Annotated in this window: 23 protein-coding genes and 2 pseudogenes; 15 read left to right on the top strand and 10 right to left on the bottom strand. The window is 70.6% G+C overall.

Translation table 11 applies throughout. From position 1 onward, the window contains the following. Positions 1-39: 39 nt before the first annotated feature. The 4 genes from ACF1CT_RS32240 to ACF1CT_RS32225 form a co-directional block, all read right to left on the bottom strand. Positions 40-456 (bottom strand): hypothetical protein, encoded by a 417-nt coding sequence (locus ACF1CT_RS32240; RefSeq protein WP_391787544.1) that lies wholly within the window; start codon positions 454-456, stop codon positions 40-42. A gap of 204 nt (positions 457-660) precedes the next feature. Next, positions 661-2,184, bottom strand: a complete 1,524-nt coding sequence (locus ACF1CT_RS32235) for a M16 family metallopeptidase (RefSeq protein ID WP_391787543.1) — start codon at positions 2,182-2,184, stop codon at positions 661-663. Continuing rightward, positions 2,181-3,536 carry a M16 family metallopeptidase gene (locus tag ACF1CT_RS32230; protein WP_391787542.1) on the bottom strand — a complete coding sequence of 452 codons (1,356 nt, stop codon included), beginning with the start codon at positions 3,534-3,536 and terminating at the stop codon, positions 2,181-2,183. The genes ACF1CT_RS32235 and ACF1CT_RS32230 overlap by 4 nt, the downstream gene beginning before the upstream one ends. Then, positions 3,529-5,391 carry an ABC transporter ATP-binding protein gene (locus tag ACF1CT_RS32225; protein WP_391787541.1) on the bottom strand — a complete coding sequence of 621 codons (1,863 nt, stop codon included), beginning with the start codon at positions 5,389-5,391 and terminating at the stop codon, positions 3,529-3,531. The genes ACF1CT_RS32230 and ACF1CT_RS32225 overlap by 8 nt, the downstream gene beginning before the upstream one ends. Before the next feature lie 155 nt (positions 5,392-5,546). On the opposite strand from ACF1CT_RS32225, the gene lxmK reads away from it, so the two are divergent. The 5 genes from lxmK to ACF1CT_RS32200 are packed head-to-tail and all read left to right on the top strand — an operon-like array spanning position 5,547 to position 10,616. Then, positions 5,547-6,698 carry a class V lanthionine synthetase subunit LxmK gene (gene lxmK, locus ACF1CT_RS32220; protein ID WP_391787540.1) on the top strand — a complete coding sequence of 384 codons (1,152 nt, stop codon included), beginning with the start codon at positions 5,547-5,549 and terminating at the stop codon, positions 6,696-6,698. Further along, a complete protein-coding gene (locus tag ACF1CT_RS32215) occupies positions 6,695-7,792 on the top strand; it encodes a T3SS effector HopA1 family protein (protein WP_391787539.1) in 1,098 nt (365 codons plus the stop codon). Before lxmK ends, ACF1CT_RS32215 begins: the two co-directional genes overlap by 4 nt. A gap of 20 nt (positions 7,793-7,812) precedes the next feature. Beyond that, positions 7,813-8,799 carry an LLM class flavin-dependent oxidoreductase gene (locus ACF1CT_RS32210; RefSeq protein ID WP_391787538.1) on the top strand — a complete coding sequence of 329 codons (987 nt, stop codon included), beginning with the start codon at positions 7,813-7,815 and terminating at the stop codon, positions 8,797-8,799. Beyond that, positions 8,792-9,619, top strand: coding sequence for a flavoprotein (locus tag ACF1CT_RS32205; RefSeq protein ID WP_391787537.1), 828 nt, complete (start codon positions 8,792-8,794; stop codon positions 9,617-9,619). Before ACF1CT_RS32210 ends, ACF1CT_RS32205 begins: the two co-directional genes overlap by 8 nt. Beyond that, the gene (locus tag ACF1CT_RS32200) at positions 9,603-10,616 is read left to right on the top strand and encodes a hypothetical protein (RefSeq protein ID WP_391787536.1); all 1,014 of its coding nucleotides are present in this window, start codon (positions 9,603-9,605) and stop codon (positions 10,614-10,616) included. The genes ACF1CT_RS32205 and ACF1CT_RS32200 overlap by 17 nt, the downstream gene beginning before the upstream one ends. Before the next feature lie 208 nt (positions 10,617-10,824). Here ACF1CT_RS32200 and ACF1CT_RS32195 read toward each other — a convergent pair whose 3' ends face one another. Continuing rightward, positions 10,825-12,057, bottom strand: a complete 1,233-nt coding sequence (locus ACF1CT_RS32195; protein WP_391787535.1) for a helix-turn-helix domain-containing protein — start codon at positions 12,055-12,057, stop codon at positions 10,825-10,827. Between the two features lie 264 nt (positions 12,058-12,321). Between ACF1CT_RS32195 and ACF1CT_RS32190 the strand changes: the two genes are divergently transcribed. From ACF1CT_RS32190 to ACF1CT_RS32175, 4 genes are all read left to right on the top strand, one after another. Beyond that, positions 12,322-12,483 (top strand): LxmA leader domain family RiPP, encoded by a 162-nt coding sequence (locus ACF1CT_RS32190; RefSeq protein ID WP_391787534.1) that lies wholly within the window; start codon positions 12,322-12,324, stop codon positions 12,481-12,483. A 192-nt stretch (positions 12,484-12,675) separates the two neighbouring features. Next, the gene (locus tag ACF1CT_RS32185; protein ID WP_391787533.1) at positions 12,676-12,834 is read left to right on the top strand and encodes an LxmA leader domain family RiPP; all 159 of its coding nucleotides are present in this window, start codon (positions 12,676-12,678) and stop codon (positions 12,832-12,834) included. A gap of 28 nt (positions 12,835-12,862) precedes the next feature. Further along, positions 12,863-13,015 (top strand): LxmA leader domain family RiPP, encoded by a 153-nt coding sequence (locus ACF1CT_RS32180; RefSeq protein WP_391787532.1) that lies wholly within the window; start codon positions 12,863-12,865, stop codon positions 13,013-13,015. 644 nt (positions 13,016-13,659) lie between these two features. Beyond that, positions 13,660-14,274, top strand: a complete 615-nt coding sequence (locus tag ACF1CT_RS32175; protein WP_391787531.1) for a YdeI family protein — start codon at positions 13,660-13,662, stop codon at positions 14,272-14,274. A gap of 72 nt (positions 14,275-14,346) precedes the next feature. On the opposite strand, the gene ACF1CT_RS32170 is transcribed toward ACF1CT_RS32175, so the two are convergent. Next, positions 14,347-15,327: a helix-turn-helix transcriptional regulator gene (locus ACF1CT_RS32170; RefSeq protein ID WP_391787530.1), complete on the bottom strand. Its 981-nt coding sequence runs from the start codon at positions 15,325-15,327 to the stop codon at positions 14,347-14,349. A gap of 116 nt (positions 15,328-15,443) precedes the next feature. Between ACF1CT_RS32170 and ACF1CT_RS32165 the strand changes: the two genes are divergently transcribed. Further along, on the top strand, positions 15,444-16,385 hold the full coding sequence (locus tag ACF1CT_RS32165) for an alpha/beta fold hydrolase (RefSeq protein WP_391787529.1): 942 nt from the start codon (positions 15,444-15,446) through the stop codon (positions 16,383-16,385). Between the two features lie 74 nt (positions 16,386-16,459). Here ACF1CT_RS32165 and ACF1CT_RS32160 read toward each other — a convergent pair whose 3' ends face one another. Genes ACF1CT_RS32160 through ACF1CT_RS32150 form a run of 3 tightly spaced genes read right to left on the bottom strand, consistent with a single transcriptional unit; the run spans position 16,460 to position 19,424 of the window. After that, positions 16,460-18,001 (bottom strand): hypothetical protein, encoded by a 1,542-nt coding sequence (locus tag ACF1CT_RS32160; protein ID WP_391787528.1) that lies wholly within the window; start codon positions 17,999-18,001, stop codon positions 16,460-16,462. Further along, a complete protein-coding gene (locus ACF1CT_RS32155) occupies positions 17,998-18,333 on the bottom strand; it encodes a helix-turn-helix transcriptional regulator (protein WP_267242279.1) in 336 nt (111 codons plus the stop codon). The genes ACF1CT_RS32160 and ACF1CT_RS32155 overlap by 4 nt, the downstream gene beginning before the upstream one ends. Next, the gene (locus ACF1CT_RS32150) at positions 18,330-19,424 is read right to left on the bottom strand and encodes a tyrosine-type recombinase/integrase (protein ID WP_391787527.1); all 1,095 of its coding nucleotides are present in this window, start codon (positions 19,422-19,424) and stop codon (positions 18,330-18,332) included. The genes ACF1CT_RS32155 and ACF1CT_RS32150 overlap by 4 nt, the downstream gene beginning before the upstream one ends. A 391-nt stretch (positions 19,425-19,815) precedes the next feature. Between ACF1CT_RS32150 and ACF1CT_RS32145 the strand changes: the two are divergent. Continuing rightward, positions 19,816-22,951: pseudogene (locus tag ACF1CT_RS32145) on the top strand (Tn3 family transposase). 163 nt (positions 22,952-23,114) lie between these two features. Then, positions 23,115-23,561, top strand: coding sequence for a hypothetical protein (locus tag ACF1CT_RS32140; protein WP_391787526.1), 447 nt, complete (start codon positions 23,115-23,117; stop codon positions 23,559-23,561). 287 nt (positions 23,562-23,848) lie between these two features. On the opposite strand, the gene ACF1CT_RS32135 is transcribed toward ACF1CT_RS32140, so the two are convergent. Continuing rightward, positions 23,849-25,132, bottom strand: coding sequence for a DNA sulfur modification protein DndB (locus ACF1CT_RS32135; RefSeq protein ID WP_391787525.1), 1,284 nt, complete (start codon positions 25,130-25,132; stop codon positions 23,849-23,851). Positions 25,133-25,505: 373 nt separating this feature from the next. Between ACF1CT_RS32135 and ACF1CT_RS32130 the strand changes: the two genes are divergently transcribed. The 3 genes and pseudogenes from ACF1CT_RS32130 to ACF1CT_RS32120 all read left to right on the top strand — a co-directional run. Next, positions 25,506-25,703 (top strand): hypothetical protein, encoded by a 198-nt coding sequence (locus ACF1CT_RS32130; RefSeq protein WP_391787524.1) that lies wholly within the window; start codon positions 25,506-25,508, stop codon positions 25,701-25,703. Continuing rightward, positions 25,687-26,495 (top strand): IS5 family transposase gene (locus ACF1CT_RS32125; protein ID WP_391787523.1). Its coding sequence is split into 2 segments (ribosomal slippage): positions 25,687-26,035 and positions 26,035-26,495, totalling 810 coding nucleotides; the frame shifts between segments, so codons are not numbered across the junction. Before ACF1CT_RS32130 ends, ACF1CT_RS32125 begins: the two co-directional genes overlap by 17 nt. A gap of 50 nt (positions 26,496-26,545) precedes the next feature. After that, positions 26,546-26,691, top strand: a pseudogene (locus ACF1CT_RS32120) (IS5/IS1182 family transposase); the annotation flags it as partial.

The raw sequence follows: 26,691 nt of genomic DNA, 5'->3' as shown, positions 1-26,691 counted from the left end.
CGGTGCCGACGGTCCGTCCTCGTACGGTGGCGGCGTGTCTCAGAGAACCGTCACGTTGAAGACCGGCGAGGCCGTGGTGCCGCTGACGATGCGCAGGTCGTTCTTGCCCTTCAGGCCGAGCTCGACGCCGAGCGAGTAGGAGCCGTCCTTCGAGGTGTTCGTGGAGGCGGGCAGCCCGACCCACTTTCCGTGCTGCTTCTGCTGGAGGGTCACCTTGCTGCCCGCCTGGAGACCGGTGGTCCGGCCCGTGACGCGGAACAGCTGCCAGGCGCGGACGGTGGACACCGACGCCTTGGCCGTGATGCTCGCCTTGGCGGGCACGGCCTTCTGGACGGCGGCCGGGCTCGCGGGGTGCGCGGCCGGGGTGGCCGCCGTCGCGGTGCCCGCGAGGGCGAGGGAGGCCGCGCCGAGGACACCGACGACAGCGACGCGCAGGGAGTGCCGATTCGAAACCATCACAGATCTGCCCCTTTTCATGATGAGAACAGCCTTTCGCGCCAAAGGGCACCTACGTGTCGATTGGCGCAGTCACTGGGAACGACGGTCCGGCGGAGGCGGACGTTCATCGGGGCTTTGTCACTGTCTTGCAACAGCCGAACGGGGCCGGTGGGGCCCGGAACGGCTCGGCAGCTCCGGGCGGGGCGGTTCGGTCCCTCCGTCTCAGCCGGCCCCCGGGCGGTCGTGGTCGTCCGCGCCGACGGCCCGGCCGAACGCCCAGTGGCGGCTCGGGCGGGGGGTGCCCGCGGCGCCGGTGAGCACACCCGTGAACCGGTCGGGAGAGAAGGCGCCACCGGCGGCGGCGACGGCCTCGGGTGGTGTGCGGCGCACGGTTTCCATCAGCCCGTACAGCGCCTCCGGGTCCGCGGGCGACTGGGGCGAGGGGTCCGCCAGCGCGTCCGCCAGACCGGCCTGGGTCGACCACGTGGTCAGCGAGACCCCGGCGAAGTGGGCGCACGCCAGCGCCACTTCACCGGCCGAGGGAGGACGGGCCGCCATGCGCGCCAGTTCGTCGCCCAGCGCCTCCACCAGGGCGTGGGCCTTGGACGGCGCCGTGTCCGCGGTGATGAACAGACGGTGGCCGCGCGCCCGGGGGAGTGCGCCCCCCGGCTGCGGCCGGGGCCCGCGTTCCTCCAGCTCCTCCGGCCGGACCCGGACGGCGTACGTGAAGCCGTGGCGCTCTCGCAGGCGGGTGACCAGCCGGGATCCCGGGTGACCGCCGAACACCAGGGACGCCAGGCGCAGCGCGGGGGTGAGCGGTTCGTCGTCCCGCGCGGCGCACAGGCACACCTGCGCGATACCGTCCCGCAGAGCGGGATGCAGCGCGATCGTGCGGGCGACCTCCTCGGCGGGCCGGGGCGGCGGGTCCTCGGGCAGCTGGAGGGCGGGCGGCTGCGTCACCGCGGCGGTCCAGCCCGCGAACGCCTCACGGGCCGCCTCGACGGCCCCGTCCGGGTCCAGATCACCCACCAGGACGAGCCTCGCACGCGTCGGGTCGAGCCCCCGCGCATGCAGTTCGCGCACCTGCTCGGGGGTGATCGCGGCGATGATTTCCGCGGGCGGCGGTTCCTGCGGGGCACCGGCCCACCCGGGGGCGTGCCGGTGCAGCAGGGCACGGGCGGCCGCGGCCGGCCGCATCCCGGCCACGGCCGCCTGCCCGCACAACACCGTGCGCGCCGCCCTCATTTCGTGGTCGGAACACGTCATCGAGGTCAACGCGCCGGCGACGGTGTTCAGCAGGGCCCCCAGCCCACCGGCGAGCACACCGCCGCGCAGCACCAGGCGGTCGGCGCCGGCGAGCGGGACGACGTCGCCGCCGATCCGCCCGAGGGCGGTCTCGATCCGGGTGCCGTCCACGCCCGTGGTGCCGCGCAGCACGGAGGCGGCGAGCAGCGCCGCCCGCGCCGACGGCACCGGCCCGGTGAGAGGGCTTCTGACGGCCGCGGGTCCGGAGCACGGAGGGGCGAGCGGCATCGTGAGCCGCAGTTCCGCACGGGCCACCGTCGCCAGCCGGACGGCGGTCACCCGCAGACCGTTGGGGAGGCGGGCGGTGACGCTCGGCGGGACGACGGCCGCGGCGCCGGAAAGCGGGCCGGAGGCCGCGAAGCCCGTGCTGTTCGGTCCGCGTGCCGCCCCGGCCGCCGTACGGCTCGTGCCACCGGCCGTGTTCGTCGTCCTGCGGGTCATGGGCGCGCCTCACGGCCGGGGGACGGGGGACGGGGCCGGTCGTCCCGCGGGACCAGGGTGAGGACGGCACGGTGCGAGTCGCTCAGCCGTCGTGCTGCCGCGGCGGTGGCGGCCGGTGCGGTCGAGGCCAGCAGACGGGGGACGCGCCGGTGCAGCGTCGCGTCCCCGTGGAGCAGTTCGAAGGTGCCGAGGGAGCGCGCGCGGGCGTGGGGCTCGTCGTGGTGGCGCAGCAGGCCGCTGATCCACCGGTTGGCGACGAGGAGGAGTTCGTCCGGGCCCGGACCGTGCGTGGCCAGCGCGGCGAGCTCGGTGTCGAGGGCGTCCACCGTCTCCCGGGTGCCGATCGACTCGGTGTGCGTGACCGTGCAGGCCAGGGTCACCGGATGGCGGGCGGCGAACGCCCCGCCGACCAGTCCGCAGCCTGCCGTCACCGCCACGGCGGTGTTCTCCCGCGTCACCAGCCTCTCGCGCAGGCGTTGTTCCACGAGCGCTGCGAGGAGCACATGCGCGAGGTAGCCGGGCAGGTCGGCGACGGGGTCGGGGAGCCGGTAGCCGACGCAGACGGCGGGCAGCGGCGCGAGCGGGTCGGTGTGCCGCCCGTAGCGGTCGGCCGTCGGCTCCGGCTCCGGCGGGAGGGCCGTCGCCGGTACCGGCCGCGCCGGCAGATCACCGAACCGCCGCTCGATCAGCCGCCGTGCGGCCTCCGGATCGAAGCCGCCGACGACGGTGAGGACGGCGTTGCCGGGAACATGGTGCCGGTCGAAGAAGTCGCGGCACTCCTGCGGGGTGACCCGCGCCAGCGTCTCCGGGTCGCCGTACCCGTCGTGCGTGTGGGCGTGGTCGCGGTAGAGCAGCGGGGGGAGCACGGACTTGGGGAACCCGCCGTAGGGACGGCCGGTGACGTTGCGACGGATCTCCTCGGCGACGACCTCCCGCTCCGCGGCCAGCGCGGCGGCGCCCGGCGGCGGACCCGCCATCCTGTCGCGTTCCGCGGCGAGGGCGCTCTCCAGCAGGCCGGCCGGGACCACCTGGTGGAAGTCGGTGGAGTCCTGCCCGGTCGCCGCGTTGGCGTACCCGCCGGCCGGTCCCGCGCGGTCGGGGACGTCGGAGCCGGGGCCGCCCGGCCGTGAGCGGCGCCGGAACATCAGGTGTTCGAGGAGGTGCGCGAGCCCCGGCCGCCCCGGCGGGTCCGAGCGGAACCCCACCCCGTACCGCAGCCCGACGGCGCAGACGCCGGTGCCCCGTTCGGGCGCGAGCACCACCCGCAGACCGTTGGGGAGGGTGAACCGCCGGAGGCGGTCGGTGGTGGTCGACGCGAGCGCCGCGGCTGCCCCGTACGCCGGATCAGACACCTGCGCCCACCCGCAGACCGAGCCGCTGTCCGCGTACCAGTTCCGCGAACATCGCGCAGCGGTCGAGGAGTTGGTCATGGGTGCCCGCGTCGAGGCAGCGTCCGTCGTCCAGGACGACGATGTGCCGGGCCCGGCGGACGGTCGAGATGCGGTGCGCCACGACGACCACCGCGCGGTCCCGGGACAGCCGGTCGACGACTTCGCGCAGCCGGTTCTCGTTGATGCTGTCGAGCTGGGAGGTCGGTTCGTCCAGCAGGACCACCGGCGCGTCGGTGAGCAGCACGCGGGCCAGCGCGAGCCGCTGTCGCTGGCCGCCGGAGAGGTCGTCGCCGCGGCCCACGACGGTGTCGAGCCCCCGGGGCAGCAGGGCGATCGTCTCGCCGAGCCCCACCGCAGCCAGCGCGTCCCGCAGGACGTCGTCCCCGGCGGGAGCGGTCCGGCCGAGCAACAGGTTCTCCCTGACGGTGCCTTCGAGGAGGGTGAACGCCTGGTCGAGGTAGGCGACGCGGCCACGCAGTTCGTCCAGCGACCAGTACGTGGTGTCACGGCCGAGGAGCCGGACGGTTCCGCTGTCGGGTATGAGGAAGCGTTCCACCAGGTTCAGCGCCGTCGTCTTCCCGGCGCCCGAGGGCCCGACGAGGGCGGTGACCCCGCGCCGGGGCACCGTGAAGGAAAGCCCGTCGACGGCCCGGCGGTCCCCGTCATGACTGAACGTCACCCGGTCGAACTCGATCGCGGCCGCGCCCGGCTCACCGGGGCCGGCGAGAGCGGGGAGAGCGGGACGGCCGGGGGATCCGGCGTGGTCGAAGGAGCCGGAGCCGGAGCCCGCGGCCGGGGTGTCGTCCGGTGTCCGGGGGGTGTGCGGCCGGTGGAGGGCGTCCTCGGTCTTCTCGGCGAGGACGCCCTCGATGCGCGACTGCGCGGCGAAGCCGAGTTGCAGGCGCGCGATGCCGCTGGCCACCAGGGAGAGCGGTGCGACGAGTTGGAGCAGGTACAACAGGAACGCGGCGAACTCGGCGATGCTCAACGAACCGGAGGCGAGCCGGGCGCCGCTGCCCAGCACCACTCCGATCAGGGCGAGTTGCTGGCCGAGCCCCATGATCGGTGTGACGAACGCCTGACGGCGGGCCGCGGTGACCGCGGAGCGGGCGGACGCTACCGCGTCGGCGTCGATGAGACCCGTGACCTGGGCCTCCGCCCGGCACGCCTTGACGGTGGCGAGGGCGCCGAGCGCGGAGGTGAAGCGCTGGGCGAGTTCGCCGAGTGCCTCCTGCTGGGCGGCGGTGCTGTTCCGGATGCCCTTGATGAACACCGTGATCGCCAGGCCCGCCACCGAGAAGGTGCTCAGCACGATGAGCAGGAGCACCCAGTCGAGCAGGCCCATGATGACCAGGGTGGCGGTGACCGTGAGCGCGGCCATCGGCAGCTGGGTGACGCCGATGTCGACCACCGACCGCAGCTGGGTGGAGTCCGAGGTGACCCGGGCGACGAGTTCCCCGGCTCCGACCCTGCGGGCGCCGGACAGCGGCAGACGCAGCGCGTGGGCCACCACCCGCTGCCGGACCGTCAGTACCGCGGACTCACCGGCCCGGGCCAGGCAGAAGGACGACAGGGCCGATGCCACCGCGCCGGTCAGCGCCAGCGCCGTCATCAGCATGACAGATCCTGTCACGGCCTGGTGCAGCGAGAAGCCGCTGACGATACGACGGACCACCAGCGGCACGGTGAGCGTCGCCGCGGTGGCCGCCAGTGCGAGGAACACGGCCGGGACCGTGTTCCGGCGGTCACGGGCCACCTGGCGCAGTACGCGCAGTGGGGGCCGCGGGGGTTTCGGGCGTGTCTGTTCGGCCGACATGGCTGCTCCTCCGTCGGATCGTCGGCCTCCGCGGCGGGAAAGCCGCGGAGGACACCGACTGTGGTACCCGATCGAACCCATAGGTTGTCAAGTTTCATGCCAAACTCGTTCTGATTCTTGACATAGCTTGGAAGGGTGGGAGTACGGTCCTGGTCATGACGATTGACAGCATGGCGAGGACGGGCGAGCACACCCGCCGTCGGATCGCCCCTGCGGACCTTTCCGACTTTCCCGCCGTACCCGGCCTCCTGAGCCGCCTGGGCACGGGCACCTTCACCGAGGAGACACTCAGCGCCTACCCCGGCCGCAACGACAACTGGGCGGGCACCACCACCCGGGGCCGGCCGGTCTTCGTCAAGCACATCGGCGGGGAGACCACCGAGGCACTCCGGCGGTTCCGCCGGGTCCTCGGTTTCGAACGGGCGGCCTCGACGGTCACGGACGACGGCGACGGCTCGATCCCCCGCCCCCGCCTGATCGGCTCCGACGAGACGGCCCGCCTCCTGGCCTTCGATCTGGTCGCGGACGCGTCCTCGGGCAGCGACCTGGCGGCGCGGGACGAGTTCGGCACCTCGCTCGCGCGGGAGGCCGGCCGGATCATCGCCACCGTGCACGAGCTGCGGCCCGCCGACCGGGCGGACATCGAGGACACACCCCCGCCGCTGCCTCCCCTCGGCCACCTGCGGGCCCTGCCCTGGGCGCTGTACACCCGGGCCAGCGCCGGAGCCCTGGAGGCATGGCGGCTGATCCAGGGCGATGCCGCGCTGCACGAGGCGCTGCGCGGCCTCAGGGCCGACGAGGCACGCGCGCCCCACACCCCCGTCCACGGCGATCTGCGCCTGGACCAGTTCCTCACCACCCCCGACGGCCGGACGCTGCTGACGGACTGGGAGGAGTTCCGTTTCGGGGACCCGGCCCGCGACCTCGGCGCGTTCGCCGGCGAATGGCTCTACCGGGCCGTCCTGAAGGTGCCCGCGGGGTTGCCCCGGACGCCCGGGGCACCCGTCTCCCACGACGAGATCGTCGCCGCCGGCACCGCCGAACTGGCCAGGGTCACCCCGCTGATCGGCGCCTTCCGGCACGGCTACGCCCGGGCGCGGCCGGACGCCGTCGGGCAGGACCCCGGCCTGTTCACGCGCGCCACCGCCTTCGCGGGCTGGCACCTGCTCGACCGGCTTCTCGCCACGGCGGAACGCAGCGCGCGCCTGGGCGCCGCCGAACGCGCCGCCGCCGGCATCGGCCGCACCGCCCTGCTCTCCCCGCACTCCTTCGTGTCCGTACTCGGCTGGGAGGGAACCCCGGCATGAACACCACCCCGAACGCACCCACCGCCCCGCCCCTGGCGCCCGCGATCCTGCGCATCCTCCACGGGACCACCGTCGCCGCCGACGTCACGAGCGCCCTGACCGACGGACGCGAAGTGACCGCCGACGATCCGCGCGCACTGCGCGCCGCACTCGCCGCCGCGTTCTACCGCCGCCACCACATGGGCCGTACCGACGACGAGACACCGGCCCCCAGATCGCCGCGGGACACCGCGCTGGAGGCCCGGCTGCTGGCGGCCATGCCGCACCGCCACCTCACCCGGGTCGTGGAACTGCTCGGCGAGGGCGACGAGACCGGCGTCCCGGTCGTGCTGGAGGGGGTCCGGGTGACGGTGCCCCGCGAACGCGTGGACACCACCCGCACCGGTTCCGGTGGCCGTGCCCGGGTACGCCTGGACGCCGCCCGCCCGGCCGTGTCACCCGGCTTCTTCCTCTGCGAGGGCACCACGCCCGCCCGGACCCGCCCCACCGGCATCCTCCGGGTCTACCTGCACGTCACCGAACCCGAGGCGGCACCGCCGCTCTGGGCGGACGTACTGGATCTGCTGGAGGGCGAACGGCTTCCGTACCGGGCCAAGATCGCCTCCTCCCGGACCGGCTATCCGCGCCAGGACGGCTGCGTGGTCTACCTGGGCCCGGACAGCTGGGACGCCGCGGAACTCATCGCCGACACCGTCCGCGGCCTGCCCGGACTCGGCTCCACCGTCTCGGCCTTCGCACGGGAACTCGCCCCCGGAGTCGGGGCGGCCTGGGAGCCCGACGACGGCCGGCCCGGCATGCGCCGGGTCAGTTTCGGTGAGCACCGCGCCGCCGCGGTGGCCGCCGGCCTCGTCGAACACGCTCTGGACCCCACCTCCCGTTCCCGCGCGCGGGCCGTGCACGACTGCCTGCTGGAGGCCGGAATCGACCCGGCCGACCCCGCCCACAACATCGCCTCACCGCGCGAGGTGCTGCCCGCCCGCACCGCTCCCGCCGCGGCGACGGGCGCGCCCGCCCCCTCGTCGGCACGGGCCGCCGAGACGTCTCCACGACCGCCCGACGGCCTGCCGGAGCCGCTCGCCACCGCCGGGCGCTGAACCACGATTGGACCCACGCCATGGTCAAGTCCCCGCGGGCCGTGCCCGCCGTGATGATTCCGCACCAGCCGGACTGCGTCGACGACGCCCTGCCCTACGCCGAACTGGCGCTCCGCCGCCGCGCCCGCCGCCTGTGGACGGGGCAGTCGCTGCGCCTGGACCCCCTCCAGCTCTTCGCCCACCTCGCCGGACGCGGGCTGCGCCCACCGGTCGGCACCGGCGTCTCCCTGATGCCGCTGCGCACCCCGTACGACGCCGTCGTCCAGGCCCGCTCGCTCGCACTGATCACCGGCAGGGCCGTGGTCATGGGCTACGGCCCCGCCACCCCCGGCTTCGTCGCCTCCCTGCACGGCGCCCCGTACCGCAGCCCGCGCACCGCGGCCACCGAGTTCCTCACCGTCGCCCGCACCCTGCTCGACGGCGACACCACCGACCCGACGGGCGAGTACCACCGCCCGCGCACCGCGCTCACCCCCACCCGCCCGCACCCGGCCGTCGAGCTCGGCGCGGGCGTGCTGCGCCCCGCCATGGCCCGGTTCGCCGCCCCCGTGACCGACGTCGCCGTCACCTGGCTCACACCGGCCGACTACGTGCGGGACGTACTCGTCCCCGCGCTGCGGGAGGGCGCCGACGACCGGCCGCCGCCTCGGGTGGCGACCGTGGTCCACCTCGCCGTCGACCGGCCGGGACGCGACCCGGCCCGTCTCGCGGGCGCCGTGCTCTCCGCCCACCTGTCCGCCTCCCACTACCTCGACATGCTGCGCCGCGCGGGCGTGGCCATGCGCGCCGAGGACGACCTGTTCGTCAAGGCCAAACAGCTCGTGGACGCCGGGGTGTTCGTCTACGGGAGCCCCGCGCACATCGCCCGCGAACTGGCCCGCCACCGCGCGGCCGGCATCGACGAGGTGATCCTCAACGTCGGCGGTGTCCAGTTCACCCACGGCCTGCACGAGGCCCTGGCCGACCTGGAGGACGTGTTCACGGCCGCGGAGGAACACCATGGCTGAGCCGGAGAAGAGCCCGACGCGCCCGGGCGGGACCCCGGCCGGCCCGGGCGGGGACGCGACCGGGGGTGATGCGACCGGGACGAGGGACGGCGCGACCGGGACGAAGGGTGAGCCGACCGGGACGACGGACGGCGCGGGGGCGGGCGCGCCCCGGACGCGCGCAGAAGCGTCCGGCCCCGGACGGGAGCCCCCCACGGCACCGGCCGACGACCCGCCGCCCGCGCCGTCCCGGCTGCTGATCCTCGGCACGGGAGCCCTGAGCGTGGCCTTCCTGCCGTTCTGGCTGAACTGGCTGCGCACGGCCCACCCGCGCACCGAGGTCCGCCTGGCCGTCACCCGCAGCGCCGAACGGTTCGTCAGCAGGGCGGCCCTCGGGGCGATCCTGGGCGGCGAGGTGCTGCTCGACGCCTGGCCGGGCACCGTCGACACCCCGGAGCCACGCCTGGACCACGTCGAACTCGCCCAGTGGCCCGACGCGGTGGCGGTGCACCCGGCGGGCCTGCACTTCGTCGGCCGGTTCGCGCAGGGCCTCGCCGACACGCCCGTGCTGATGGCGCTCCAGTGCACCCGGGCGGTCATCGGCATCGCCCCCGCGCTTCCGCCGGGCGCCGAAGCGGCCCCGGCCTATCGCGCACACCTCAAGGCACTGGAACGGTACGACAACGTGCTCGTCGCGCCGCCGCACCCCGGCCGCAGCGCTTCCACCGGCCGCGACGACGCCTCGGTCGCGGCGCCGCTGCCCGCACTGCTCGACCTGATCGCACGGCACCGGTCCGTGTCCCGGCGGACGGAGGGGGCGTCGCATGCCCGCACGGTCTGAGGTGGCACCCGGCACCGGCATCCGGGTGGCGCCGGACGAACGCCTGGCCCGCGAACTGGGCACCCGCCATATCGTCACCGCCGTCCTGGCCGTGCCCGCGGGCGGCTACGTGTGGGCCCGTCGGCCGGGGCCGGCCCGCGACACCCCCCTGCCCCTGCCGGGCGCCCGCCCGGCCGCGGCGGCCCGAGCGGTGTCCGCCGGCTCCCCGGTCGGCCTCGCCCTGGCCGCGTCCGACCCCGGCCAGCCCGGCGTCCTGCGCTACTGCGCGCCCGGGACCCACTCCGCCGCGGCGGTGCTCCGCGACGATGCCTCCCCGGACGCCCGGACGGCCGTACGCGACGCCGTGCGCGGCCTCGGCGCGACACTGCGGATGCTGCACACCCGTTCCGCTCCCGGGGCGGCACCCGGCGTTCCCCCCGCACCGGCCAGGCTCGTCCGATGGCTGCGCACCGGCGCGGGGCCGGGTGTCGCGCCGCGCCTGCACGCGGCGGCCCGGTCCCGCCTCGGCGACCGGCGGCTCGGGCTGATCGCCGCGTGGGGCGAGGAGGCCGCGCACGGCCCGGCCCCGTACGTCCTGCTGCACGGCGGCCCCGCCCTCGGGGTGCTCGTCCTGCCCACCGGAGCGGGTCGTCCGGTGCTGTTCACCGGCGAGGAACTCACCTGCGGATCATGGGAGTTCGACGTCGCCTGGCAACTTGCCGAGTTCGCCGAGATGGCAGCGGGGCAGCGTTGGGGCGTCTGCGGTTCCGCCGACTACGTCGCCCTGGCCGGGGCCCTCCTGGAGGGCTACGGCAAGCAGCCGTCCCCGACCGCGGTCCGCCGGGCGGTGGTCCTGCGGAGCCTCACCCACGCCCACGACTACGCCGCGTACGTCGCGTGGCACGACCAGTTGCTCATCTACCTGGACCTGGTCTCGGAGGCCATGGACGCGGCGGAGGACCCGGACGCCGAGGAAGGGTGGGATGCCACGCGGGTGTGCGCGGGCGCGCATGTGTGACGTGTGAGGCGTCCCGGGGCCGATGGGCTGGAGGCCGGGGCCGATGGCACGGTGCCCGGTCTGTCGGCCCGTCGGTCCGTACGCACCGACCGGATCCGGAACGCAGCCCGGCACGCTCGGCGCGACGAGGGCGCCACCGGCCCCGTACGGGTTCGGCGCGACCAGGGCGCCACCGGCGACGACGGCGCCACCGCGAGGCGGCGCCCCTTCACCCCTTCACCGCCGCTTCCGCGAGGGCCTTCCACGCACGTGTGGCGAGATCGAGGTTGCCGGAGCGGGTCGACTCCTCGGCGATCCGGCGCAGTTCCGCCGCGGCGGGTTCACCCGCACCGGCGGCCAACTCGGCCTCGTGCAACAGGATCTCGGTCCGGACACGGTCGTGATGGCCCATCGTGCCGAACGCGGACAGAGCCTCGCGGCACAGGTCGGCCGCGGTGGCGTGGTCGCCCCGGTGGAAGGCGATCCGCGCCTGGGCGGCCCGGAGTTCGGACAGGTACCCGGCCCCGTCCATCATGACGAGCGCGGTCTCCGCCTCGCGGCACCAGCGTTCCGTGTCCGCCGTCACCGTCCCGTGCACCTCGACGGACGCGGAGACGGCCGCCAGACGCAGCCGGGCCCACAGCAGCAGATCGCTCCGCGCGTCCGAGGAAGCCAGGGCCTCCTCCAGCAACGGCAGGGCCCGGTCGTGGGCGTCGCGCGCGGCGTGGACCGTGGCGGCCGTCCACAGCGCACGGGCCCGCCTGCCCCCGGACAACTCCTCCGCCCGCTCCAGCAGCAGGGCCGCGTGTTCCTCGGCCTCGCCGAGACGGCCCGCCGCCACCTCGGCCGCGGCGAGGGCACGCAAGGCCTCCGCCCGGTCGGCATGCGCCGCGCCCTCGTCCGCGGCCACGGCCAGTGCCTCGCGCGCCCGGGCGATCGCCGCCTCCGTCTCCCCGAGCGCCCGCTCGCAGTCGGACAGCGCGGCCGGGACACGGACCCGCAGAGGGGTGATGCCCGACTCGTGAGCCACCGGGCGCAGGCGTTCCAGCGCGTCCCGTCGCGCGCGTACGTCGCCGAGCCGTTCCTGGGCGCGGGCCAGGTGCCACAGCACCTGCCAGGCGAGGTCCGCGGACACGTCGGGCAGGGCGGCGCAGGTGGTGAGCAGCCCCACGGCCTCGGCGGGCGCACCGTCGTCGAGCGCCGTGACGGCTGCGGCCAGGAGCGCGGGCGCCCGGTCGGCGCCCACCGCACCGGCGGCGACCCGGAAGACATCGAGCGCGACGCCGAGACGCTCCGCCAGGTGCGCCGCCGCCTGGGGCGTCACCGCCCGGCCGCCCGACTCCAGACGTGAGACGTAGCTCGCCGAGACCTTGGAGCCCACGAGGTCCGCCTGTGACAGACCCCGCTCGACCCGGAGCCTGCGCAGCAGCCGGCCGAACTCAGGTTGGCCCAACAGTTCCATCCGCTGTCCATTCCGCGTACGTGTCAAGGAGTGGGACGTAGCTTACGGGGCCGTCGCCAGGACCGGAGCGGCAGCCGTCACCGGACCCGGCCTCTCTCTCCTTCCTCTTCGTGACTCCAGGGAAACGCCGGAAACTCTTATGCATGACAAATCTAGTCACGTACCTTGACAGAGATTCCTCGGGGTCGTAGAAATGAGTCACACCCCGCGGGGAGCCAGCGGGCGGGGCACCGGCCCCACCTCGCAGACGAGAAGGAGACGCTCATGTCCAGCAGCGACCTGATGAACGGTTTTGCCGCCTACACCGACGTCGACGAGCTGGCCGCCGAGGCGGTCACCGAGGTTGCCGACCAGGAATCGACCATCACCATCAGCATCACCATCGCGACCATCAGCGTGATGCACACCTACGACACGGGCTGCTGAGGAACCGTCGAAGCCGCCGCGCCCTCGTCCCGGCTTCCATGAGCTCGGGGCGAGCTCGCATGACTTTGAAAGTCATGAAAATTGACTTGATGAGTCCGGTGTTCGAAATGCTCTCGGGGCAACGTGACAGCCTTGAGCGCCGAGTCACCGCCAACACCCACCGACAACACCCACCGACAGAAGGAGACACCCATGTCCGCTCAGGATCTGATGAACGGTTTCGGCACCTACACCGACGTCGAGGAGCTTGCCGCGCAGGCGGTCGTCGGCGTCGCCGACCAGGAGTCGACGCCGACCATCTGGATCAGCGTCGGCGTGTCCGTGTCGCTCACCGCCGAGCACACCTGCTGACCGGCCCCACGGATTTTGAGGAGAAGACGTGACCGCTCACGAACTCATCGACGGGTACCGGGCCTTCGTGGACACGGACGAACTGGCCGCCTCGGCGGCGCAGGAACTGCCGCCGACATCGACCATCTTCTCCATCATCACCACCACTGCCACCACCACACCGTCGACCGTCACCTTCTAGTGCCGGGAGCGGCACCGGTACCGCGACGGGGCACACCTTGACGGTAGGGGCACGAGTGCCGGGAGAGGGGTACCGCCAACGGTCCACGGGCACCGGAAGGAGACCGTGGACCGGGTGGCGGGCCCGGGCAGGAACCATGAGGGGCAGGAGGGCCGAACCGGCCGTCCTGCCCCTCAGAGCCTGTCGGGTGACCTCTGACCGGGCGGCCACGTCCTGGCACGCACACTTCCGGCGTTGCCGGAACGACCGAACAGCTCCGCCACTGGGCCCCGGCCTTGGTGCTGGTGGGCTCGCGTATTCAACTGTCGCCAGTTCCGCCTGGGGCCCAGCCTGCTGGTGACCGTACGTGGTCGTCGGCGTAGCGACTCCAGTCTTCTCCGACCTCGGATGCGAGGCGGGTCGCGATGACGTCGTGGTAGCCGAGGGCATCGACGACGACGGGGCGGGCATCTCCAGGACCCACTGTGGCGGATCGCTCCGGTCCGGGCGGCGGCTGTGGGGACGCCGAGGTCGTTGAACTGACCGGAGAGGGCAGCCGTTCTTCACGGTGGCGTCGGCGAGGGCGAGCCAGGCCGACATCGACGCCGCGGGCTCAACGAGTCACCCCGGCAGGTCGCGACACCTGGTTGCGGCACTAACCTGCGGTGGTGACCGGAACCGAGCTGGATGAGTTGATCGTTGCCGACGGCGCGGCGCTGCGCGCGTGGCTGCTGGACAACCACACCGCCTCTCCTGGCGTGTGGCTCGCCCTGACCAGGAAGGGCGGCACCGTTTCCACACTGACCTGGCAGCAGGCGGTCGACGAGGCACTGTGCTTCGGCTGGATCGACGGGCAGGCCCGCAAGCGCGACGAGGAGAGCTCCTGGCGGCGGTTCACCCCGCGTCGGCCCCGCAGCGTCTGGTCCCAGCGCAACGTCGCCAACGTGGCCCGGTTGGAGGCGGCCGGCCTGATGCAGCCCGTCGGCCGCGCCGCGGTCGACGCCGCGAAGGCCGACGGGCGGTGGACGGCCGCCTATGCGCCGTCATCGGAAGCGGAGGTGCCGGCCGACCTGCGCGTCGCGATCGCCGCCGACCCAGCGGCGCAGGCGATGTTCGAGGTACTCACCAAGACCAACCGCTTCGCCCTCATCAGCCGGGTCAATGCCGTCAAGCGGGCCGAGACGCGAACCCGGAAGATCGCCGAGTGCGTGGCGATGCTGGTCCGGCACGAGACGATCCACCCGCAGAGGGCCAGGCCAGCGGACCCGCCGGCGTCGTGACCGGGCTCCTGCCGGAACGGACAAACCCAGCCTATTGAGCGGAACTGTTCTCGAAGCCCTGACTCGTCCGCTTCAAGACGGGTGAAGGTCTCCGCTGGTGCGCGGCCGGCCGTATCGTTCGACGAGGGCGTTGCCGATCGAGGCCAGGCGGTCTCGGACACTCGGAGGGCCGGTCACCTCGACCCATTCGACCAGCCCTGAGAGCTCGCCGGCGAGGATGTACTCGTTGGGGCCGCGGATCACGACCTCGATGCGGCCGTCGGTCGTGGAACCTCCCACGTAGAGCCGGTCTCCGAGCGCCATCCGTAGGATGCCTATCCCGTCGGGTGTGCATACCGCCTGGACCTCCAGCGGCGTTCGTTTGCGATCGACCTCTTCGGCGATCTCGTTCCAGCTCTCGGCAAGGTCGAAGTCCCCGGGTCGGTGCACAGGGTCGCCGGTCGGGTCGGCGGACGACACGCGGTCGATCCGGAAGACCCGTCGGCCAGTCTCGGTGTTGGAGACGAGATACCACACAGGACCTTTGGCGACGATGCCCAGCGGGTGGACGGTTCTCCGGGTTTCGACGCCTTTGCTGTCGACGTAGCCGAGCGACACCTGGACGCCGCGGATCACCGCGTCCTGGAGTTCGTCGAGGAAGCGAGGCGGCCGGTGCTCGATCCGGCTCGCCCCCCATCGCTGCGGGTCTACGACCAGCGACGCTGCCGCTGCCTCGGCCTGCACCTGGAAGGGCTTCGGTAGAGCATGGACGAGCTTGCGCAGAGCTGCCTTCATCGCCGGCGTCGCATCCGAGGCCGGACCGACAGCCAGGAACAGGGCGCGTGCCTCACTGGCGGTCAACCCGGACAGGTCGGTACGAGCACCGCCCACCAGGCGCCAGCCGCCGCCTCGGCCCTGCACGGAGTACACGGGCACCCCGGCCATGGCCAGGGCGTCGAGGTCACGGCGGGCGGTGCGCTCGGAGACGTCCAGCTCTCGGGAGACCTCTGCGGCTGTCACCTGCTCGCGCCGTTGGAGCAAGAGGAGTATGGCCACCAGCCGATCGGATCGCATACTGACAAAACTCTCATAAAAACCGGTCATGAGGTGACCGGTTTGGGGAGCAAGCTGGCGACATGACCTCATCGAGGAGGTCGACCACCGGCGAACGCCCCCAGAGAGGAAATGCAGTGTTCAGCCAAGTAGAATTTCCCGAGCCCACCCTCATCCAGGTCAACGGTGTGGAGCTCGAAGTCTTCGAAGCAGGCCGGGAAAACAAGGGCAAGCCCATCGTGCTCAGCCACGGCTGGCCGGAGCACGCCATCACCTGGCGTCACCAGATGCCCGTCCTCGCCGCAGCCGGCTACCACGTCATCGCACCGAACCAGCGGGGATATGGCAACTCATCCCGCCCGACCGAGGTGACGGACTACGACATCGAACACCTGACGGGTGACCTCGTCGCGCTCCTGGACCACTATGGCTACGAGGACGCCACCTTCGTCGGCCATGACTGGGGTGCGTTCGTCGTCTGGGGACTGACCCTGCTGCACCCCGACCGGGTGAACAAGCTGATCAACCTGAGCCTGCCTTACCAGGAGCGCGGAGAAACGCCGTGGATCGAGGTCATGGAAACCTTCCTCGGCGGTGACTTCTACTTCGTCCACTTCAACCGGCAGCCGGGCGTCGCGGACGCCGTATTCGATGCCAACCCCTCCCAGTTCATCCGCAACCTCTACCGGAAGAACGTGCCCCCCGCACCCCCTGAGCCGGGCATGGCATTCATCAATCTCGCCAAGGCGGAAACACCACTCGGTGAACCTGTCATGACCGAGAGTGACCTGGCCGTCATCATCTCCGCGTTCGAGACGTCGGGATTCACGGGCGGCATCAACTGGTACAGAAACCTCGACCGCAACTGGCACCAGCTGGCGGACGCGGACCCGATCATCAAGCAGCCCACCCTCATGATCTACGGCGACCAGGACTTCGCGGTCCCGAGGTTCGAAAGACTGGCAGAGTTCGTGCCCAACGTGGAAGTGGTCGGCCTGGACTGCGGTCACTGGATCCAGGGGGAAAAGCCCGAAGAAACCAACCGCGTGATCTCAGAATGGCTGGACCGGCAGGGCTAGTGTCCTGTGATCCGGCTCGTATCACCTGAAGGCCGAGTTCTCGCATCACACCGATGACAAATGGGCTCGCGAAATCAACTCTCGCCGGTTGTTTTGGGTGCCCAGCCGACCGGTGACCTCCCGTGGTCTCCGGCGGCGTATCGGCTCCATGTGCCGCCGGTCTCGTTGCGGAGCCGGGTGGTGGTCTTGTGGTGGTAGCCGAGAGCGTCCGCGACGACGGGAGCGGGCAGTTCGAGGAGTTGCTGTCGGATGGCGGCGCCGCGGGCTGCTGCCACCGGGACACCGATCTCGTTGAGGAGTGCGGACAGGTGGTCGGGGCGGAAAGGCTGGCCGGCCCGGCGGCCGGGGAACAGCCAGGGGGATGCCTGGTTGGTGGCGGTGTTCATGTGGTCGCGGTCGGCGATGTAGTCCCGCAGCAGGGAGGCGGCGGGTTCGGGCACGGGTGAGGCTGGTTCCCCGAGCCGCAGGAGTACGGCCTGTCCGTCGTGGATCACGTCGTCGACGGTGAGCCGGATGATCCGGGTGAGGGGTTGTGCGTAGAGGAACACGATGACGCCGGCGACGCGGAGGTTCTTCGGTGTGTCCGGGTCGGTCAGCAGCCGGCCGAGGGCGTCCAGGCGTTCGTCTTCGCTCAGCGCGGCTCGCCGGGTGGTCTTCATCGTGGGTATGGAGAGTGAGCGTCGGCAGTGGCGGCTCTGCATGGCCCAGTTGAGGAAGGCCCGAAGGCAGTTGCGGCCGTGCTCGCTGTTCTCGGCCCACCAGGCGTCGACGTCGGTCTGACCGCAGGAGGCGAGGGTCGCGTTCCGCTCGCCGAGCCACTGGAGAAAGGCGGTCGCGTGCTTGATCTGCTCGGCGGCGAAGCGGCGGATGCTGGGTGTGATGTGGCCGCGGTCGGCTCGTGCCCGCAGTCGAGGAAGGACGCGCCAGGTCGCGAAGAGCCTGATCGTCTTCGCGTGCTCGGGGTCGGCGATGTCGGCCAGATGACCGGGCAGCCAGCGCTGGAACGAGCAGATGTACTTGTCGACGGCGGGTAGAACCCCACTCGCCATCAGCAGTTCTTCCAGGTGAGCGGCCGACCGCCAGGGCTGGAGTTCGTGGAAGGCGTCGTGGGTCAGTGGGATCTGGCCGAGGCCGATCTGCCGGAGCCGCTCGGAGGCGTTTCCCGGTTGGTCGCGGCGCATGGCCAGCCAGGCCAGTCCGCTGCTGGGCTTATCCATCGCCACCAGCAGGTCGAACAGCGGTGTCAGTTCCGGGCGGACGCGGCCGGTGCCGTCGTCCAGCAGAGCGGTGAGCCGGTCGGCGAGCGTGCAACGTTCGCAGAGCCGCCCGCCCAGGAGCTTGCCTTCGAAGCCGCAGCGTGAGCAGTCGAAGGTCTGGGAGAAGCCGGCGCAGGTGGTGCAGATAGCGGCGCCGTCGCCGGGACGGAGACCAGGAAGGGCCCGGTCCTGGCCGCATCCGGGGCAGGTGCCCCGTGTCCGAACCGCGCGGTCCGAACAGGTCCGGCAGACGTAGCCGTCCGGCCAGGTGCCAGCCTTGTGCTTGCGGCGTCCGCAGCGGCAGCACTCGGCCAGGAACCAGCGTTCGTACTGCTCGTCGGTGGCATAGGTCCGGCTCATGCGTCGGGCAGGATGCGGGCCGCGCGGGGCCGCAGCTTGGCGACGTTCGCGGACAGGGCCGGAAGGTCGCCGGTGGCGGTCTTGCGGACCCCGGCGTTCTCGGCGGTGGTGGCCACCAGGTCGGCCGGGGTGCAGGCGAGGATGTCGCAGAGCGCGGCCATGACCTGCAACGACAGCCGTTCCGGGGTCCCGGAGACCAGACGGTGGACCTGCGAGGCGGACAGGTCGATCCCGCGTTCACGCAGCAGCGGGACCAGCTCGGTGGCCGTGAAGATCTGGTGTTGGGCCATCACCTCGCGCAGCCGCCAGGTGTAGCCGACCTTGCGCTTCATGCGTTCCTCCCGTTTCGGGGCTGAAGGGCCGCGGCGACGGTGTCGTCCAGGTGCCGTCGCAGGGTCCGGGTGCGGAAGTCCGACGAGACACAGGTGTAGATGGAGGTGGTGCTGGCGTGCTCGTGACCGACCTGTTCCTGGACGAAGCGGGGGTCCCACCCGTCCTCGATCAAGTGGGTGACGTAGGACCTCCGCAGCGAGTGGAAGTCCAGTCCGTCGTCCAGGCCCAGGGCCTCGCGGTATGCCTTGAAACGGGAGCTGATCAGCTGGCAGCCGATCCCCAGGCCCCGTTCGGACGGCCACGCTGCCGGATTGCCGTCGGCCCCGAAGTGGGGTCGGACCTCGGTGAACCACTCGTCCAGGACGTCCGGGGTCCAGCCGAACACGGTCAGCACTCTGCGGCGCTTGGGAGGCGAGCCCTTCTTCGCCTTGCCGAACCTCACCTGGCAACGGCCGAACTCGCCGAACTCGGCCCCGTGGGGGTTCCGGCCGAAGTCGGCGGCGTCGAGCATCCGTGTTTCGTTGCGCCGGGTCCCATAGGCGTAGGCGGTCTTGAACACGGTGGCGTCGCGGAACGCGGGCAGCCAGCCCTTGCGGCCCAGCGAGCGGATGCGGGCGACCTCGTCGTCGCAGTGGGCGAAGAAGGCGTGTAGCTCAGCCTTGGTGAACGCCCGCTTTTTCGGGTCGGACTCGTTGTCCTGGACGTGCACCGCGGTGTTCCACTCGTGCACCACCTGAACCGGGTGGGTGCCGAAGCGCTCCTCGCAGGTCGCGGTCCACTCATAGAGGGGGTCGGTCACGAAGTGGCAGAAGGACCGGACGGCCTCGGAGTACGAACGGATCGTCGAACGCTTCAGATCGCGCAGCGAGCGCAGATCCCCAAGCCACTCGTCGACCATCGCCGGCGTCCAGTTCCACGGGTAGGTGTTCACGTACGCGGTGAACGCCTTCACCGCGTTCTCCCGGCCCTCCACCGTCGTGCGGGCCAGGTTCCGTGCCAGCTGCTGATTGGCGAACCCCGTCAGCATCGCCGTGAAGACCTGTTCCTCCGGCCGCAGCAGCGCGACCCCGTCCACCAGATGCAGCCTCACCGCACCCGGTATCGACCCGTTGAACCCCACCGATCCACCACTCTCCGTGACTCGCATCTGATGCGAGGAAATCGCATCCTATGCGAGTCGCCAGAAAACCCGCAGGTCAGCCCCCGGGTGAGTGGCGGCAAGGCTGTTCCTGCCGCTACTGTCACCAGTAGCTCAAGCGCCCAACGCCACCAATCCGCAGCGCGGTTGGCGCCCTCCTTCAGGGCGATTCGCACGCTGTCGCCAATTCGCATCTGATGCAATTGGCGGCGGTTGGACCAGCGGAACAGCCAGTAACGCTAAGCACTTGATCTTGAGCGTCTAGCACAAGGTGATCGGTCCCGTGCGGGGGTTCGGCGGAAAGTCCCTCGATCACTGGTGGGGGATGGCTACGGTCCGCCGCATGCCGGTGGAATTTCTGACTGACGAGCAGGCTGAGACGTATGGGAAGTTCGCCGAGGAGCCGACGAGGCCCGAGCTGGAGCGCTTCTTCTTCCTCGATGACGAGGACCTGAAGCTGATCGCGAAGCGACGCGGGGACCACAACCGTCTTGGTTTTGCTCTCCAGATGTGCACGGTGAGGTATATCGGGCTGTTCCTGGAGGACCCCCTCGCGGTGCCATGGCCGGTCGTCGAGCATCTGGCCGAGCAGCTGGGGATCGAGGACGTCTCCCAGATCAAGCGGTACACGGAGCGCAGACCGACGCCGTACGAGCACGCGTGGGAGATACGTGACGCGTACGGCTATCACGCGTACGAGGACCGCGAGTGGGGCCGGTAGTTCCGGGCCTTCCTGCACGGCTGTGCGTGGACGGCGCACGCGGAGGGGCCGAAGGCGTTGTTCGATCACGCGGTGGGCTGGCTGCGCCGCAACCGAGTGCTCTTACTGGGGGTGAGTGTGCTGGCCCGGCAGGTCGCCGAGGTCCGTGCCGTCGCGGACAAGCGGCTGCATGCCACGGTCGCCAAGGCGGCCCGGCGGGCGGATCCGGCGCTGCCCGGTGACCTGGTGGCCACGTTGAAGACGCCGGAGGGCGGGCGGTATTCGGAGCTGGAGCGGATGCGCCGGCCCCCGACGCGGTCCACGGGCACCGCGATGAAGGGCGCGTTGCAGCGGGTGGAGAACATCGCCGCCTTCCAGCTGGGGCGAGTGAAGCTGGAGCGGGTTCCGCCGAACCGGCTGTCCGCGCTGGCCCGGTACGGGCTGGGTACCAAGGCGCCGAAGCTGGAGCGGACCCCGGAGCCCAAGCGCACGGCGATGCTCACCGCGGTGATGCGGCACCTGGAGGCGAAGGCGGTCGATGACGCGCTGGACCTGGTCGAGATCCTGATGGCGACGCGGCTGATCAGCACCGCGAAGCGGTCCACGGACAAGCAGCGTCTGTCGACCCTGCCGCAGCTGGAGAGGGCGGCGCGGATCACGGCCCGTATCTCGAAGGTTGTCATCGAGGAGCTGGAGCTCATCGACGAGACCGGCTGCAGTGTGGATACGGCCGCTCTGTGGCAGGCGCTGGAGGAAATCGCACCCCGGGCCGTGCTCTCCAGCGCGGCGGCCACGGTGGTGAGCCTGGTGCCGGAGGACGAGGACACGGCGGAGACCGCGCTGCGCGGGGCGCTGGCGCTGCGCTAAAACACCGTGCGCCCGTTCCTGTCGCTGCTGGGCGAGTCGAAGGCGCTGGATGCGGCGCCCGGCGGAAGACGGATTCTCACCGGGGTGCAGCGGCTCCCGGCCCTGTCGCGGAGGAAGGTGGGCGAGAAGCCGCTGCTGCCGCGCGAGATCGACGACAAGTTGGTGCCGGCGCAATGGTGCAAGGCGGTCTACGCGAACGCCGAGCTGCCCCAGGGGGCGGTGGACCGTGACGCCTATGTGGTGTGGCGTTCTGGAACAGCTCTTCCGCGCGCTCAAGCGCCGTGACGTCTTCGCCTCTTCATCGCACCGCTGGTCCGACCCGCGTGCCCGACTGCTTCAGGGCAAGGGCTGGGAGGCGGTGCGTGAGGACGTCTTGGCGGGCCTGAGCCTGGACGAGGACGCCGAGCAGCACCTCGGGGAGCTGATCGCCGTGCTGGACGCGGCGTAGAGGCAGATGGCCGAGCGGCTTCAGGAGGCCGGCGCCGACGCGAAGATCAGCATCGAGGTGCAGCCGAACGGGCGGGCGAAGCTGAAGGTGGAGAAGCCCCACGCGCTCGCTGAGCCGAAGTCGCTGAACTGGCTGCGCAAGCGGGTCGAGAAGATGCTCCCGAAGATCGACCTGCCGGACCTGCTGTTCGAGGTGCACGCCTGGACCGGGTTCCTGGACGCCTTCGTACACCTGGGCGACGGCAGGACCCGTATGAAGGACCTGGCCACCTCGGTCGTCGCCCTGCTGGTGAGCGAGGCATGCAACATCGGCATGACCCCGATCATCAACCCGAACATCGAGGCACTCACCCGTTCCCGGCTGGTCCACGTCGACCAGTACTACCTGCGCGCGGACACCATCGCCGCGGCGAACGCCGCGCTGATCGAGGCCCAGACCCAGGTGCCGATCGTCCAGCACTGGGGCAAGGGGGCTGCTCGCCTCCGTCGACGGCTTGCGGTTCGTCGTCCCCGTCCGCACCATCAACGCCGCGCCGAACCCCAAGTACTTCGCGAAGAAGACCAGGATCACTTGGCTGAACGCGATCAATGACCAGGTGATCGGGATCGGGCAGGTGGTGATCCCCGGCACTCCGCGCGACTCCCTGTTCATCCTGGACGCGCTGCTGCACCTGGACGGCGGGGTGAAGCCGGAGATGGTCGCCACCGACAACGCCTCTTACTCCGACATGGTCTTCGGCATCTTCAAGCTGCTGGGCTACCGCTTCTCTCCGCGGTTCAAGGACCTCGAAGACCAGCGGTTCTGGAAGGCGACGATGCCCGGCGCCGAACCGGCGGGCGGGTACGGGCCGCTGGAGGCGATCGCGCGGAACAAGGTGAACGTGAAGAAGGTGGTCACGCACTGGCTGGACATGCTGCGGTGGCGGGCTCCCTGGTCACCAACCAGGTACGGGCCTACGACCTGCTGCGGATGTTCGGCCGCGAGGGGCATCCCACGCCGCTGGGGCAGGCGTTCGCCGAGTACGGGCGGATCGCCAAGACCCTCCACCTGCTCGCCGTGGTCGACCCGGTCGATGACACCTACCGGCGGCAGATGCACAAGCAGCTGACCGTCCAGGAGTCCCGCCACAAACTTGCCCGCGACATCTGCCACGGCAAGAAGGGCACCATCCACCAGGCATACAGGGACAGGATGGAAGATCAGTTGGGCTCGCTGGGTCTTGTTTTGAACGCAGTCGTCCTGTGGACCACCAGGTACATCGACGTCGCGGTCGCCCAGCTCCGCGCCGAGGGCCATGAGCTCAGGGATGAGGACGTCGCGCGGCTGTCCCCGCTGAAGCACCGGAATCTGAACTGCCTGGGCCGCCACAGCTTCACGGCCTCCACCCCGGCTGCCGGGTCCCTGCGGCCGTTGCGCGATCCGGACGCGCCCGACCTCGATGACGACGACGGCCAGGAGGAGTGACCGCCGCATCCGCCCTTCGGAAGGGTCAGCCTCCTCACGCCCGCCGACCGGCGCGGCCTGACTCCGCTCACCTTGGCTGAACCCGTCATAGCCGCGACCCATCGGACGGATGGCTGCACGACCACTACTCTGGCGGTAGATTTCCGGATCTGAAGGGGGGCGCGTGCCCGACCAGAACACCCGTAGCGAGGATGCCGGGAGCACTCCCGGCACCGGCGGTGCAGCCATGAGCCTGCTGAAGGGCTCCGCCACCCTGGCTGTCGTTGCTGCTGGCTTGCTCATCAAGGTCGCCATGAAGCAGTCCACCGTGGGGGCCGTCGAGGTCGACGAGTCGCCGGGCTCCAGGATCCCGACGTCTGCGGAGATCGAGTTCGCCGCCCTCGTGCGCGCCGTCGCAAAAGACGCCTGGCGGGTCAGGAGGGTCGTGACGAACGGCTTCTGCGTGGAAGCACTGATCGAATCCAACGGGAGAGGAACGTGGACGGCGTTCTTCGTTTTTGATCCCGAGACAGGCGACCACCACCACTCCCACCCTTATCCGGGCGCGAAGGCTCCTGTGTTCTTCGGTGACGAGGTCCGTCGCCGGATGAGGGAAGCAGCGGGCTACTGACAGCCGGCTCCAACCGAGCGCGTCACTGCTGCTGAAGGGGAACGGGCAGCGGCAAAGACGGGGGTTGGGCAGGTTCTCCACGTAGTGTGCGTGCCGCGCGGGCGGCATCAGGGACTGCGCCTGGGCGGTCAGGGCCTTCAGCTCATCGCACAGCCGGGGCAGCCGCCGGTGCAGGTCCGCAGCACAGAGATCAGCAACCAGTCGAGGGTGCGTGAGCCCGCGTACATTGGAAACCAAGGAGCCCCCTCCGCGTGAGATGTGGAGGGGGCTCCTGTGTTGCTGGTGGATCAGATGGCGGCCGGGGCCTTCTTGTACCAGTCCGTGATCACCTTGGTCAGGTGCACGACGTTCTGCTGACGCATGATCGGGGCGGAGGCGTTCGGCTCGAAGTCCTCGTTCGCGGCTGTGGTACGCCAGATGCTGTCCTCTGTGACCGGGGCGGTCATGTGCCGGTCGAGCCGCTTGAAGAATTCCTGGATGTCACCGTCCTCGACTCCATCCTCCCGCAGGTTGCGATAGACGCCGCCCAAGACGCGGAGCATGCCCACGGAACCCAGGAGCGAGGACTCGCGCAGCCTCATGGCCTTGGTGGGGGGTGCCGGCGGCTCGTTCTTCTTCTTCTCGGAGAGCGAGGGGTCGTAGTGGTCCACGTCCTCCTCGGTGATCTCCGCGAGCGCGGTGAAAGCGATGGAGATGACATCTAGGAAACTGCGGACGCTTTCGATGACCTCGTTGTCGGTCAGCGACTCGACCTTCTTGCTGACACGGCCACCGGGGCCAGCGATGACAGCCCGCGTGATGTCGGCGACGTGCTTGGCGCCCATCAGGTTGCGGTTGGCCAGAGTCATCCGGTCCCGCTCGATGTCGATCTTGCCCAGGAAGAGGGGGTGGGTGACGATGTCGCTGAGCGTGCGGTTGGCGATGCGCGAGGTGTCAAAGCGTGCCCGGACGGCACCGGAGATGCCCTTGGCGTTGTCTGCGACATCGACGAACATCTGCTGGCCGCTGACGCCGTCGGGCTCCACGTAGATGTCAATGCCGACGAACTCGTCCTTGAGTCGCTGCATTCTGCCGATCAGGGCCTCGCGGTCCTGTTCCAGCTTCGCCTTCTTGGCCTCGTTGGCGCGGTGGATCTCCCGGTCGATGCGGGAGACCTCGTCCGTGATTCGCTTCTTTTCCAGGTGGACCCCGAGGATGCGGTGCTGGCCGTCGATCGTGATCAGGCGTCCGATGCCACCAATGGACCATGGGATGGTGAGGTAGCCGACCGAGCCGTCTTCGCTGATCGGCTCGAAGCGGCAGCCGCCGGTGTCGCGGATGAGGAGGGTCGGGGCCACCCAGCCAGGATTGTCGGCAAGGTACTGGCCGAAGCCCTTGGCGTGGTTGATGTCCACCTTGCGGTTGTCCGGGTCCGGCTTGGCCGGGTCGGGGATGGTGAGGATGACCGAGAGGTCGGCGAGCGGGATGCGCGTCGTGTAGACGGTCCGACCGCCCTGGCTGGTGTGGAGCGCCAGGTAGGTGGACTCCTCACGGACCAGGGAGAGGCGTGAGGAGTCGACAGTGATGGTCACGGATAACTTCCTTTCCAAACAAGTTGGTTGCTATGTGGCTCACGTAATATTCAAAGCTACGCACGCTCCTCACTATGTGTCAAATTAGATCGCTAGTAAGTCATTTAAGCTCCAAGATGGCCCCAGTATCCAGCAATCGAGGATGCGCGCGGGCCTCCACTTCGTCGCGAGCCTTCACGTCCGGTTGATCCGATGGGTGGGCGGATGTTTGCTGTCGTCAAACGATCGTTTGACGAGAGGCGGCCGACGCGTCCAATGAACCAGTGCAATCCGGGGGTTCACGGCGGCGCGAATCCAATCAGATCCGATGATGATTGCTGACAGGGTTTAACGACAGGTAGGGGCCGATCCTCCACGCGGAAGGGGCCCCTCGGTGGCGAACCTTGTCTACAAGCGGGTCTCGACCGACCAGCAGTCGACCGCCCGGCAGAACCTCGTCCTGGACGAGGCCGGGATCGAGGACTCGGTCGTCTTCGAGGAGGACCCGGGCACATCCAGCCGCCTCCACCCCCTTAGAAGTCATCTCATTTGGGCGACTCGGTATTCTGTGAGTCATGGTGGGGATCGTTGAGCGGCTGGTGCCGGACGAGTTGTGGGAGTTGTTCCAGCGGGTGGTGCCGGAGGCGCCGTCTCGGCCGCAGGGTGGTGGTCGGCGTCGGCACGGCGACCGGGAGGTGCTGGCCGCGATCGTCTTCGTGGCCACGTCGGGTTGTACCTGGCAGCAGCTGCCTTCGGCGTCGTTCGGCCCGTCCGGAGCGACCGCCCACCGGCGGTTCTCGGAGTGGTCGAAGGCCAGGGTGTGGGCCAAGCTCCACCGCCTGGTCCTCGACGAACTCGGTGCCCGCGGCGAGCTGGACTGGTCGAGGTGCGCGATCGACTCGGTGAACATGCGGGCCCTGAAAAGGGGGACCTGACAGCTCCGAATCCTGTCGACCGGGGCAAGTACGGGTCGAAGATCCACCTGATCACCGAGCGGACCGGTCTGCCTATATCCGTCGCAATCTCCGGCGCCAACGTCCACGACAGCCAAGCCCTGATCCCGCTCGTGACAGGCATACCGCCCATCCGCTCCCGCCGAGGCCCCCGCCGACGCCGGCCCGGCAAGCTCCACGCCGACAAGGGCTACGACTACCGTCACCTGCGGAAATGGCTATGCCGACGCGGGATCCGGCACCGCATCGCCCGCAAAGGCATCGAGACCTCACAACGACTCGGCCGACACCGCTGGACCATAGAACGCACCATGTCCTGGCTCGCCGGCTGCCGACGACTCCACCGCCGCTACGAACGCAAGGCCGACCACTTTCTGGCCTTCACCAGCATCGCCTGCACCCTCATCTGCTACCGCAGACTCGCCAAATGAGATGACTTCTAAGACGGTGTCCTATGTGGTGATCACTCGTTGGGCTGTTCATGGGGCGGGATGCGTGGAGCTGGATTGTTCCGGACGGGCTGTGGGAGATTGCGAAGCCGTTGATCCCGCCGTCGAGGGTGCGTCCGCAGGGCGGCGGGACGCAGGACACGCCTGATGAGACCCTGTTCGCGGCGATCGTCTACGT

The sequence above is a fragment of the Streptomyces sp. NPDC014734 genome (assembly GCF_043083325.1).
Lineage (GTDB): Bacteria > Actinomycetota > Actinomycetes > Streptomycetales > Streptomycetaceae > Streptomyces.
This window is presented reverse-complemented; position numbering and strand designations above follow the sequence as displayed.